This window comes from Stenotrophomonas sp. YJH_SMC_127 (genome assembly GCF_059372445.1).
The window spans coordinates 378,786-390,347 of sequence record NZ_JCAFVO010000002.1; the positions used below are offsets into that span (position 1 = coordinate 378,786).

The 11,562-nt window shown below is 68.5% G+C and carries 15 protein-coding genes; 5 read left to right on the forward strand and 10 right to left on the reverse strand.

The annotated features are described in order from the left end of the window. Positions 1-39: 39 nt before the first annotated feature. The 5 genes from AC5QAB_RS07055 to AC5QAB_RS07075 form a co-directional block, all read right to left on the reverse strand. Positions 40-789, reverse strand: a complete 750-nt coding sequence (locus tag AC5QAB_RS07055; RefSeq protein WP_197561231.1) for a hypothetical protein — start codon at positions 787-789, stop codon at positions 40-42. 13 nt (positions 790-802) lie between these two features. After that, positions 803-1,507, reverse strand: coding sequence for a C39 family peptidase (locus AC5QAB_RS07060; RefSeq protein ID WP_197561232.1), 705 nt, complete (start codon positions 1,505-1,507; stop codon positions 803-805). Positions 1,508-1,606: 99 nt separating this feature from the next. Next, positions 1,607-2,923, reverse strand: coding sequence for a FapB/FapC family functional amyloid domain-containing protein (locus tag AC5QAB_RS07065; protein WP_032957581.1), 1,317 nt, complete (start codon positions 2,921-2,923; stop codon positions 1,607-1,609). Positions 2,924-2,966: 43 nt separating this feature from the next. Further along, complete coding sequence (locus AC5QAB_RS07070; protein ID WP_197561237.1) at positions 2,967-3,536, reverse strand: FapB/FapC family functional amyloid domain-containing protein; 570 nt, start codon at positions 3,534-3,536, stop codon at positions 2,967-2,969. 44 nt (positions 3,537-3,580) lie between these two features. Further along, positions 3,581-4,111 (reverse strand): FapA family amyloid fibril periplasmic chaperone, encoded by a 531-nt coding sequence (locus tag AC5QAB_RS07075; RefSeq protein WP_197561233.1) that lies wholly within the window; start codon positions 4,109-4,111, stop codon positions 3,581-3,583. Positions 4,112-4,508: 397 nt separating this feature from the next. Between AC5QAB_RS07075 and AC5QAB_RS07080 the strand changes: the two genes are divergently transcribed. Beyond that, entirely contained in the window at positions 4,509-5,864 is a 1,356-nt protein-coding gene (locus AC5QAB_RS07080; protein WP_100450104.1) for a sigma-54 interaction domain-containing protein, read from the forward strand. Here the strand turns inward: AC5QAB_RS07080 and AC5QAB_RS07085 are convergent, their stop codons facing one another. From AC5QAB_RS07085 to AC5QAB_RS07100, 4 genes are all read right to left on the reverse strand, one after another. After that, positions 5,865-6,179 carry a DUF6958 family protein gene (locus AC5QAB_RS07085; protein ID WP_478425535.1) on the reverse strand — a complete coding sequence of 105 codons (315 nt, stop codon included), beginning with the start codon at positions 6,177-6,179 and terminating at the stop codon, positions 5,865-5,867. Beyond that, positions 6,172-6,714 carry a GFA family protein gene (locus tag AC5QAB_RS07090; RefSeq protein WP_032957574.1) on the reverse strand — a complete coding sequence of 181 codons (543 nt, stop codon included), beginning with the start codon at positions 6,712-6,714 and terminating at the stop codon, positions 6,172-6,174. The genes AC5QAB_RS07085 and AC5QAB_RS07090 overlap by 8 nt, the downstream gene beginning before the upstream one ends. Before the next feature lie 62 nt (positions 6,715-6,776). Further along, complete coding sequence (locus AC5QAB_RS07095) at positions 6,777-7,658, reverse strand: TolB family protein (RefSeq protein ID WP_032957572.1); 882 nt, start codon at positions 7,656-7,658, stop codon at positions 6,777-6,779. Continuing rightward, positions 7,655-8,695, reverse strand: a complete 1,041-nt coding sequence (locus tag AC5QAB_RS07100; protein ID WP_197561234.1) for a hypothetical protein — start codon at positions 8,693-8,695, stop codon at positions 7,655-7,657. The genes AC5QAB_RS07095 and AC5QAB_RS07100 overlap by 4 nt, the downstream gene beginning before the upstream one ends. Positions 8,696-8,786: 91 nt before the next feature. On the opposite strand from AC5QAB_RS07100, the gene AC5QAB_RS07105 reads away from it, so the two are divergent. From AC5QAB_RS07105 to AC5QAB_RS07120, 4 genes are read left to right on the forward strand one after another with little or no spacing between them, the layout of a single operon-like run. After that, entirely contained in the window at positions 8,787-9,713 is a 927-nt protein-coding gene (locus tag AC5QAB_RS07105) for a LysR substrate-binding domain-containing protein (protein WP_032957569.1), read from the forward strand. Next, entirely contained in the window at positions 9,710-10,171 is a 462-nt protein-coding gene (locus tag AC5QAB_RS07110; protein ID WP_197561235.1) for a helix-turn-helix domain-containing protein, read from the forward strand. Before AC5QAB_RS07105 ends, AC5QAB_RS07110 begins: the two co-directional genes overlap by 4 nt. Positions 10,172-10,181: 10 nt before the next feature. Next, positions 10,182-10,607, forward strand: coding sequence for a VOC family protein (locus AC5QAB_RS07115; protein WP_197561236.1), 426 nt, complete (start codon positions 10,182-10,184; stop codon positions 10,605-10,607). Beyond that, a complete protein-coding gene (locus tag AC5QAB_RS07120) occupies positions 10,604-10,834 on the forward strand; it encodes a hypothetical protein (protein ID WP_032957563.1) in 231 nt (76 codons plus the stop codon). The genes AC5QAB_RS07115 and AC5QAB_RS07120 overlap by 4 nt, the downstream gene beginning before the upstream one ends. A gap of 7 nt (positions 10,835-10,841) precedes the next feature. Here the strand turns inward: AC5QAB_RS07120 and AC5QAB_RS07125 are convergent, their stop codons facing one another. Further along, positions 10,842-11,537 (reverse strand): HAD family hydrolase, encoded by a 696-nt coding sequence (locus AC5QAB_RS07125; RefSeq protein WP_014647239.1) that lies wholly within the window; start codon positions 11,535-11,537, stop codon positions 10,842-10,844. Positions 11,538-11,562 lie beyond the last annotated feature (25 nt).

Below are 11,562 nucleotides of genomic sequence, written 5' to 3' on the forward strand. Positions count from 1 at the left end.
TGCGTTGTGGAACGCTTCCCCCAACGCCGTGCCGTGGTGCTACCGGCCCGGCCCCATGCCGCGGTTCATCGCAATCGCCTGGGCCACGTTCTGGCTCAACGGCAGGTTGCCGCCCGCGGTATCCCGCACCAGCTCCAGCCGCAGCTGGTTGCTGGCGATCTGGCCGTCACCGGCCAGGGCGATGCCCTGGCCGACGCTGCCGTTGCGTATCCATTGCTGGACCAGGCCCTGGCCATCTACCTGCAACAGCAGGCGTGCCTGGTTGCCGTCGAGCACCGCAGAGGCCGAGACGCCTGCGGCGTGTGCACTGATCGAATGGGCACCGTCACCCGGCAGGGCCGGCACCGCGCCATTGCGTACCACCAGCGTGGTGGCATTGCGGGCGACGTTGCCATCGCCGGCCACCTGCACGCTCTGCACCACGCCGCTGGCGTTGGCCAGGCCGCTGCTGTCGATGTGGCGACCCTGCGTGTCCGGCAGCGGCGCATCTGCGGCGGTCACGTGCACGCTGGGCTGGAAGCTCATCTTCGGGCTGCCGCCGCCGCGGAAGTCCATGCCCAGGGTCAACGCACCCTGCAACACGCTTCCGTTGCTGGCCTGCCACCGCGAGACCATCGTCACCCCGAACCAGGCGACGGTATTGCCGCCCACGGTGTAGCGGCCCCGCATCAGGTTCAGTTCGGGATCCGGGATTTCCTTCAGGCCGCGCCCGGGCGCCGCGTCCGCCGCCTGCAGGGGCAGGGCGGGGCAGGCCAGCAGCAGGACCATCAACAGGCGGTGACGGAACATGGCGGAACCTCCTTCAGAACAGGTCGGCGTGGCTGAAGCCGAAGTCGACCAGTTCGGCATCGGTGATCGGCCCCTGTCGCGCGTAGAGCGCGCGGGCACTGGGCCGTTCGCTGGGTTGCAGCAGGACCGTGTTGCGATCGAAATCGCTGCCGATCACCACGAAGACGGCACGCGATGGCCACGCAGCGAGGAATTCAGGCAGCGCCAGGCTGCGGTTGCCGAGGATGGGATCAGCCACCTCGACCACACCGTCGCGCACCTGCTTGAGCACCACGAAGTGGCGGAAGCCGCGCACGTCCATCAGCACAAGACCGGGAACGCGAAGCGTGCGCAGGCGTGTTTCATCGATACGATAGCCGCGCCCGCGCATGCCCAGCGATTCCACGTAGCGCTTGATGTCGAGCAGCGAGAAACCACGCTCGGCCACCAGCGCTGGATCGGACACCCCCATCATTCCTTCGATCACGGTCGCTTCGTCGGTCTGCAGGTGATAGGCATGGCGCAGGATGGTTGCCAGTGCGGCCGCCCCGCAGCTGTAATCGGTGTGCTGCCGCACCACGTTGCGGTAGCGCCGTTCCTGCATGCTTTCCACCTTCTGCTGCAGCAGTGCGCCATTGGGCAGCACGCCGGCGAAGCCGACGTCGCCCGCCCGCGCCGATGCACCGCCCAGCAACAGCAGGCAGGCCAGCAGGCATATCGACAGACGGTGGCCGAGCATCACGTTCTCCAGCAGCAGGAGGGAGCCCCTGCCCCAAGGGGGAGGAGGAACAGGGGCTCCCGGGAACCCGGCCATTGGCGGACGGCCGGGGTGGTGCACTTACTCGCCGTTGCCGCCACCACCGCCGGTGCTGGGCTGGGCTACGGCCAGGGCCAGGCTGTTGGCCTGCAGGTTGCCGGTGCCCGCCGCCACGTTCACGCCGATGTTGCCGGAGGCGCCGGAGAAGGCACTGCCGGACAAGGCCGACGTGTTGGTGGCGTTGACGTTCACCCAGCGCGTGGTGCTGACCGTGCCGCTCAGGCTGGCGTACAGATCGGCCACGCCCAGTTCGACGAACTGGCTGGAGCCGCTTTCACGCGTATCGAAGCCCAGGCCGCCCACCCCCGGCCGGTTGGGGTTCATCGTGGCGTTCTGGATCTCGTTGTCCAGGTCGATGTGGCCGGTACTGTTGCCACCCGGATGCGGCAGTGCGCCGTTCCACGTATCCAGGTAATAGTTGGCCATCTGGTAGGCATTGCCGGTGCCGCGGTAGGTGCCGGCGCCATAGCCCCACGTCAGGCCGCTGACGCCGCCATGCAGGCCGACCTGCACGGTATCGGTGTAGGACTGCACGAAGCCGGCATTGCTGACCGTGTTGCCGGTGGAGACCTGGTTGGAGCTGATGCTCGACTGCGCCACCGCCGTGGTTGCGACGGAGGCCGCGAGCGCGTTCTTCTGCTCGTTGTTGTTGCCCGAGGCGATGTTGACGCCGATGTTGCCCGACGCACCGCCGAAGGCATTGCCACCGAGACCTGCGGCATTGGTGACGCCGGAGTTCATGGTGGCGTTGCCGAAGCCGGCCTGGTTGACGAACACCTCGGCGTCGGCCATGCCGAAGCTGAAGGACGCATCGGCAGCGGACAGCGACGCAGCATTGTCCTGGGCGTTGTTGTCGCCCGATACCACGTTGAAGCCCAGGTTGCCGGAGGCGCCGGCACCCACGCTGTCACCGATGGACGCACTGTTGGTGACCAGGCTGTTGCTGGTGGCGTTGCTGCTGATCGACTGGCGGTTGTCGATCACCGCAATGGCCGCCGAGTCGAGGTCGATGTCGCCGGTGATGGTGGGGTCGCCGGAGAAATTGACGTCGGTGCTGAGGCGCAGGTCCTTCTCCAGGTTCACGTCGACGCCGTGGTTGTTCTTTTCCTTGCGCTCGTCGGCCTGGATGGTGCTGTGCTTCTGCACATTGACGTTGACGGTGCGGTTGCGTACGTCGTTGTCGGTGTGGTTGTGGGTGTCGTTGCGGGTCTCGCTGACGGTGTGGTTGTGGTTGATGTTCGCGTTGGCGTTCTGGTTGTCCCAGCCATTGGCCGCAGCGGCGGTCGAGGCAGTGGCAATCGCCATGGCGAGCATGGTCCGTTTGACGGTCGCTTTCATGGTGCCCTCTCTCTCATCGGGTGGTGCATCGGTTGGGTGGTTGTCACGGGAGGTCCTGCACGATCAGGCCCAGCACATTGGCCGTGTCGTTGCCGCTGCCCGCGATCTGATTGAGTTGCAGGACCCCGTCGAATCCCCGCAGCGCGGTGCTGGTGACACCGGCGCTGCGGGTGCCGGTCGCGACGCCGCGACCGGCGTCGTCCCGCCCCCCTGCCAACGCGGAACCTTCGGCGGCCAAGGCCGTATCGTCGGATTCGCGTATGCCCTGTCTGGCCAGCGTCGCGCTGACGACGTTGAGCGTCGTGTTGGCGATGCCGCTGGCCTGGTTGATGGATGCGATGCCGCTGGCACCGGCCAGCGCGTTGCCGTCGATGACGGCGGTGGCGTGCGCCGGTGCGCTCAGCACGCGGTTGCCGGCCTGCAGTTGCCGGTTGCCGATCGACACGTCGGCGCGTTCGCCGGTGGCGATGCCATGCAGGTTGGCCTGCAGGTTGAGGTCACCGGCCGCCTGGTTCACCGCGATGGCGCCGTTTGCACCCGCCAGGGCGTGACCGTCGATGCGGGCCACGTCGAGGTAGGCGAGCATGCCGCTGTAGTCGTCGGCCTGCGCCATCAACGGCGTGGCAAACAGGACCAGCAGCAGCCAACGTGCCCGCTTCACTTGCCACCTGCCGGGGCCGGGCCCTGCAACGGGAACTGGGCGAGCGCGCCGCGCACGGTATCGCCGATGCCGCGGGTGCTGTTCCCGACCGCGCCCAGTGGGCCACCCAGTGCGCCACCGAGGCTGCTGCCGAGCATGCCGTCACTGCTGCGTCCCAGCGTGCCGCCCAGGGCCTGCTGGGCGACCCGTTCGACGGTGGTGCCAGTGGGGGTCGCGGTCGCAGCCGTGTGCCCCGCCCCAATGCCGGCATAGTCCTCATCGCTCAGCTCATCCATCGCGTTTGCCGGGGTACCCGCACCGAGCGCCAACGCAATCTCGCGCTGCGGTTTCGGATCGGCGATCAGCGCCATGCCCGGGGGCGCCATGCGATAGGCCGGTCGCGCGGCCACATCCCGCAACAGGACGATTTCGCCCGGTTGTGCCTTCACGCCCTGGCGGGCACCGGAGGCAGAGGCGCCCGCGGCTGCCGACAGCAGGGCCACGGCCAGCATTGCCAGCAGGCCGCGAATGGGGGTGATGCCGTCCATGCCGATCTCCCGTGATGGGTGCGGCGGAACCACGCATCATCCGTGCCAACCCTGAAAGGCTTGGCCGCCAGGGGGGCGGGCACTGGCGGGCGTGGGGCGTTGCTGCTGCACTGATACAGCCGTGTGGAAAAAATGTTGGGATTGCGCAGCGCCAAGCGCCGCAGGGCAAGGCAGGCGGCCGACTGTCGCACCGGTGTTACAGGTGCCGCCGCGGACTGTAACGATGCCGCTTCAGCCAGTGCTTTCTTGACGCGCCGCTCATTGCGCCGCCGTTTAGCGCAGCGCTAGGATCCGCGCAACAAAGGCCGCCGCGGTGGCCGTAGAGGTCCCGGCGGAGGGGCGGCACGCCGGTGATTGCCTGACAGTCCGCCGACGGTGTCCGGATGCTGGGGGAAGCATGGCAGCGGTCCCGGAGGCTTCTGCGTCACGATGCGTGCTCTGGTTCGGCGAGCCGCTGGCGAACGAGCGCAGCGCGCTGGCGGCCGCAGGCTGGTACGTGCGTCGCATCCATCCCGACCCGGCGATGGCCATCGGCCTGCGCGGGCGCGACCGGCTGCTCGCCGTGCTGGATCTTCGCCATCTGGATGCGCCGGCCCAGCAATTGCTGGCGCCGTGGATCGAACAGCACGCGCATCTGACCTGGCTGGCGGTGCTGCCGCCTGGCGCAGGGCCCACGCCTGCAGCGTGGCTGCCCTTGTTGCAGCGTTGCATCTCGCGGTTCACGCTGCCTTTCGGCCTGCTGGACCTGGTGGCGGCGATGCGCCAGCAGTTCGACGCGGAGGATACGTCTGCCGACGAAGTGTGCGGCGGGCAGGGGCCGCGCGCATTGATCGGCGAGAGTCCTGCGCTGCATGCGGTGCGCACCGTACTGCACAAGTTCGCGCCGGTCGATCTGCCGGTGCTGGTCACCGGCGAGACCGGCACCGGCAAGGAGTTGGCGGCACATGCACTGCACGCGTTGTCCGGCCGTGCGGGCAAGCCGTTCATCGCGGTCAACTGCGGTGCCATCCCTGCGAACCTGGTGCAGTCGGAGCTGTTCGGCCACGAGCGTGGCTCGTTCACCGGTGCCGACAAGCGCCAGATCGGCGTATTCGAGGCCGCATCCGGCGGAACCGTGTTCCTTGACGAGGTGGGCGACCTGCCGGCCGAAGCGCAGACCAGCCTGTTGCGCGTGCTGCAGGAAGGTACGTTCGAGCGGGTCGGCAGCAGCCAGCCGCTGCGGGCGGACGTGCGTGTACTGGCTGCCACCCATGTGGAACTGGAGCACGCGGTGGCGCAGGTGCGGTTCCGCAGCGATCTCTACTATCGCCTCAACGTGCTGCGCCTGCTGATGCCACCGCTGCGCGAGCGCGGCGCTGATGTGCAGCTGCTGGCGGAACATTTCCTGCGCTGCTTCCGCCTGCGCCACAGCGTGCGTGCACGTGGCTTTGCACCCGCTGCGCTGCAGGCGATGCGGCGTTTCGAATGGCCCGGCAACGTGCGCGAACTGCTGAACCGGGTGCAGCGGGCGGCGATCATGGCCGAAGGCGAGCTGATCAGCGAGCGTGACCTCGAACTGGGAGGGCGCGTGCATGCGCCGCCGGGGGCGGTGCTGCACGATGCCCGCGGCCAGGCCGAACGTGATGTGCTGCTGCAGACGCTGCGGCAGACCGGCTACAACGTCTCCGAGTGCGCGCGGCAGATGCAGATCTCGCGGGTGACCGTGTATCGGCTGTGCCGCAAGCATCGGCTGGAGCTGCCGGCGCAGCGCTGATCAGCCGGCCGGCACGTGCTTGAACAGGCGCAGTGGCGTGCCTGGAAGACGCTCGATCACGCCCTTGGCCTCCAGGTCCAGCTGCACGGCTTTCAGCCACCAACCGGCCGTGGCGCCTTGCGGAAACAGCGATGCGGGCAGGTGCGGCAACAGCGCCTGCTTCGCCTGCGCCACCGTCATCCCGGGAGGTTGCCTGGGCAAGGCACGCAGCAGGGCCGCGCGCATGGCCATGTACTTGGCGCGATCCACGCGCTGGATGTGCCCGGGCGTGGTGATGCTCTCGATCTCGATCTCGATCCGCTCGGGCTCAGGCATGGCTGTCTCCCGCGATCTCGATGCGTGGGCTGCGGAAGCCCATGGAGATCCACGCCTTCAACAGCCGGGCATAGAACCGCAGCGAGTGGGTCTTCAGGTTGGGCACATCGCCGGGAAGGACAGACGCGTCGGGAAGATCGTTGACCATCGTCCGCATCTCCACGGCGGGGCGTATCGCGTCCGGCCACAACAGCGCATACAGGCTCAGCCAATGGCCACCGCTGAACTCCAGGAAGAGCGGCGTATTGCAGCAGCCCGCCACGACGCGGCGGCTGCCGGCCGTGCTGGACAACCGCCACGCGTGCAGCCGGGAATGCCCGGCTTCGATGCGGACGCGATCCTTGCGCTGCATTACGAAATGCGTCTGGCCCTGCGGCCCCAGCACCTGCGGTGCGCCGGGCATCGCCTGCATCCGGGCGCCGGCCCTGCGGCAGCTGTCGCAGCAGCATTCGACGCTGGCGATGGGGCTGCCGGTGGTGGTCAGGCGGACCTGGCCGCAGGCGCAGGCAAGGGACTGTTGGGAAGGCATCTGCATTTTCTCCTGGGGTACTCAACCTCTCGACGAACGGGCGCGTGGGAAATCGACACCCACTGCCTTCAGCGCGGCATCATCCGGTAGCGGACGCGGTACAGGTCCAGTCCCTCACCACCGGCGCGTCGCGCCGAGTAGGTCAGCGTGTCACGGCGCGAGCCATCCAGCATCGCGCCGTAGCTGTCGCCGCTGGGCGCGTTCAAGGGCGATGGCAAGGCATGGCCTGCGTCATAGCGGCCTCCTCGTTCGTAGGCAATGAACTGGCGCACCGGTGCACTGCCGAAGTCCTGGGCGCGGGCAAACACCACCGTTCGGCCGTCGCCCAGGAAGGTGGCATCGAACTCCTGCGCTGCGGTATTGAGCTCTCCCGCCAGCGGCCGTGCCGGCTGCGCGACGGCGCCGATCATCGCCGCGCTGTAGAGGTCATGGCCGCCAGCACCGCCCGCACGATCGCTGGAGAACAACAGCGTACGACCGTCGGGCGAGAGCATCGGCGCGAACTCATCGGCCGCGCTGTTCACTGCGGGGCCAAGATTGACTGGCTCCCCGAATCGACCGTCGCTCCCCATGCTGACCCGATACAGATCGTCACCGCCCTGGCCGCCTGCGCGGTCCGAGCAGAAATACACGACGCGCCCATCTGCGGAAAATGCGGGATCGAAGTCGCGCCCCGGCGTGTTGAACGGCACTGGCGTGGCCGGCCGCCAGCGGTCACCTTCGCGGTGCGAGATCCAGATGTCGTAGCCCCCAGGCCCGCCCGGCCGGTTGCGGCTGAACCACAGGGCGGTATTGCCGTCCGGACTCAGGGTCAGCCGGATCTCGTCATGCTGTGTGGAGGCAATGCCGGGGGCGAAGCGCTCGGCGGGGCCGATGATCCGCAGCACCACGGGCGGGGAGGGCACGGGCAATGCCGATGCCAGCAGCATCACGGCCAGCAGCGCCTTCATGCCTGTCGCTCGAAGTCGCTGACCCAGTTGGTTTCCCAACTGCGTCCACCATCGGCGGAGGCCGCCTGTTCCCAGCGCGCCGAACGCGGGGTGATGCGTGACCAGATCACCCGCGTCTGGATCGCCCGTCCCTCGTGCTGGTCCTCGCCGAAGAAGCGCCCGACACCGGCCTCGAAGCCACCACGCAGTGGCGCGCCGATCCGGGTCGGCTCCCGGCCATCCAGCCACCAGCTGAGCCAGTGCCGCTCGGCCGCATTCCAGGCGCGGATCCCCATGCCGCGCAGCGGTGCTCCAGGCACGGCCATCAGGTTGTCGCCCACGTTGCCGAATCCGCCCAGTACCGGCCAGTTGTGCAGGGTGCCGTTGAACGCGTCCCACGCGTCGCTGCCTGCCAGCCGAGCGCGCAGGCGGCGATGGCGCACGTTCCAATGGCCCACCAGGAAATCAAAATCGCCCGGTGCATCCGGCAGCTTCGGAAGCGGCGAGGGGATCGCAGCAGTGCGGCGGAACCAGTTGCGCCAGTTCACTTCCCAGTGGGCACCGGCATCGTCGGAGAACGCCTGCTCCCACCACGGCTCATCGCCGTGGATGTCATGCCAGCGGAACCAGACCTCGATGGGGCGTCCCTTGAAATCATCGCGACCACGGAAGCTGCCGCCATCGCCTGCGAAGGCGCCGCGCACGGGCGCTTCGATATGGGCAGGGGTGCGCCCATCGATCCACCAGATCGACCAGGTGGAAGACACCGGATCGAAGGCACGCACGCCGAGGCCCCTGTAGGGGCCCGAAGGCAGTGCCATGACGTTGTCATCGATGGTGCCGAGCCCGCCCAGGGTGAGCCAGACCGCGCTGGCGCCGGTGAAGGCGTCCCAGCGGGTATCGCCCACCAGGCGCTCCTTCAGGCGTTGGTGCCGGACCTGCCAGTTGCCCTGCAACCATTTCCAGTCTGCGCTGGGGCTGGCCAGGGCCCACCCGGAGGGCAGGGCGGTGGACGCTGCCGTGGCGGCCAGGGTGGCCAGGAACTGCCGTCGATCCATGTGCGTGATCCCTTGCCGGAGGTGCCTCCATCGTTGCGCGTGCGAGGGGGATTGACCACGCGGAAATCGGGGCTCAGGCTAAGCCACACTTATGGTGACCCAACGTCAGCTGCCATCGCTTGTCGCCATCCGCGCCTTCGAGGCGGCGGCACGGCTGGGCAGTTTCGCCCGCGCCGCCGAGGAGCTCGATACCAGTGCGGCATCGGTGAGTTACCACGTGCGCCGGCTGGAGGCCCAGACCGGGACCTGCCTGTTCCTGCGCCACGCCCAGCATGTGGAATTGACCGCCGCCGGTGCGAGCGTCGCAGTGGAGGCCACCCGGGCCTTCGACGCGCTGCGCGCCAGTTTCATGCGCGCCGCTGACATGGATGCAGCACGACTGCGCCTGTCCGTTCTGCCGACGCTGGGCACCAGCTGGTTGACGCCGCGCCTGGGCAGTTTCCGCGCGCGCCATCGAAGCATCGTGCTGGAACTGGACCTGTCGGCAGAGCCGCAGGACCTGGCCGCCGGGCGTTTCGATGCCGCCATCCGCAACGGGCATGGTGCGTGGCCCGGGCTGCAGGCCACGCCCCTGTTCCCCAGCATTTTCACTCCGCTGTGCGCGCCAGCGCTGCTGCCGGCGGCAGACGGGCTCGGTCGGCGGGCGTTGGAGGTTCCACTGCTCGGCAGGCCTGACTGGTGGGCGCTGTGGTTTTCCGCACATGGTGCTGTTCGGCCACCGGACCCGGAGAGCTTCGTCACCCCCTTTGCGATGGAGCATCTGGATGTAGGTGCTGCCATTGCCGGGCAGGGCATCGCCATCGGCTCGCCGATCCTGTTCCAGGCCGAACTGGACAGTGGGCGCCTGGTGCAGGCACATCCCGGTGTGGCCAGCGACGGGCGTGGTTTCTGGTTCGTGGCACCGACGGCGCGCAGCCGCAGCGCCAAGGTCATCGCATTCGGTGACTGGCTGGGCGAGCAGGCCGCGCAGGCCAGGCGTGCGTCGCGACATCATCTGGCACACGCGGTGACGCCATGAACCAGAGCCCGGAACTGTTGCGGCGCCTGCTGCGTGCCAAGGACCGGATGGACCACGCCAGTCACGAGGACTGGCCGGTGGCCCGCCTGGCCGAGGTCAGTGCGGTATCGCCTGCGCATTTCGCGCGTTCGTTCAAGCAGGCATTCGGCCTGCCGCCGCACCGCTACCTGCTCAGCCGCCGCATCGAACGGGCCGTGGCGATGCTGCGTGACACCGAGCTGCCGGTCACCGAGATCGCCGCGCAGACCGGCTGGAGCAGCCTGGGCACCTTCGGGCGCATCTTTCGTGACATCACCGGCGACAGCCCGGGCAATGTGCGCCAGCGCCAGCGCGCCGGCGAGGCGACGCCGGCCAGCGTGCCGGAATGCCACGCACGTGCCGCGCAGCGACCGGACCTGAACATCGCAGTTTTGGAGAAGCGCCGCCGCGAGGCGGTTGCTAACGTGGATCCCACCTGAGGGAGGTCCCATGACAAACACTGTGAACATGGTCGGCCTGTATGTGCGCGACCAGGATGAGGCGCTCGCGTTCTACGTCGGCACGCTCGGCTTCGAAGTGCATACCGACGTGCGCAATGGCAGCTACCGCTGGCTGACGGTGCGCAGCCCCGGCCAGGACGGATTCCAGCTGGGCCTGTTCGTGCCCGGTCCGCCCACCCACGATGCGGCCACCGCGCAGGCGCTGCAGCAGCTGGTGGCCAAGGGCGCAATGCCGCCGCTGGTGCTGGCCGTGGATGACTGCCAGGCGCGCTACACGCAATGGCTGGCGCAGGGCGTGGAGTTCACCCAGGAGCCGGTCGAGCGCTACGGCGCCATCGATGCGGGGTTCCGCGACCCGTCCGGCAATGGCTGGAAGATGATCGAAGCGCGCTCCGAAGCGAGGCACCGTCAATGAGCCGCGGTGGCTGGGCGCGGCCCGTACATCGCTGGACCTCGATCGTCTTCACCCTGGCGGTGATCGCCAACTTCGTCGTCCGCGGGTTGGGGCAGGGCGAGCCTGCAGCGTGGATCACCTATTCGCCGCTGCCGCCACTGTTCCTGCAGCTGTTCACCGGCCTGTACCTGTTCGTGCTGCATTACGCCGGGAAACGCCGCGGCGCCGCGCTGGGCGCTGCGGGCTGAGGCCGCCTCAGGCGGCTGCGTCGGCGGCGTAGGCCGCCAGCACTGCCGGCAGCTGCTCCATGCGCTGGAAGATCACCTTCGCGCCCGCAGCGCGCAGGGCCTCCGGCGTGCTGTGGTGCGGGCCGCCCTCGCTGAAACCAAACACGGTCGCACCTGCCGCGACGCCGGCGGTGGCGCCGGTCACGGTGTCTTCGATCACCGCGCAGCGCTTCGGGTCCACGCCCAGCGCTGCGGCCGCGGCCAGATAGACATCCGGGTGAGGCTTGGTGTTCGGCATGTCCTGGCCACTGAACACATGGGCACCGAAGGCATCAAGGATGCCGACCTTGCCCAGCTGCAGCTTCACCTTGAACAGGTCGGCACCGGAGGCGCAGGCAATCCGCCCGCCGGTGGCCGCGGCAATCGCACGCACGGCCTCGGGCGCCCCCTGGATCGCCTCTAGGTCCTGCTCCAGCGCACGGTTGCGCTGCTGGCGGAATTCCTCCAGCCATTGCTCGGTGAACGGCTTGCCGGTGCGCTCTGCGATCAGCCCGGCCAGATGAGCCACGGATTGGCCGAGGAAGACCTCGCCCGCCTGCGCCGGGGTCAGCGGCCAGCCGCGTGCGGTCAGCATTTCCGAGAGCACACGGGCCACCAGCGGCTCGGAATCGACCAGTACGCCGTCGCAGTCGAACAGCACGGCATCGAAGGGGAAACGGGACATCTACTACTCCGGGAACAGCCAAAGG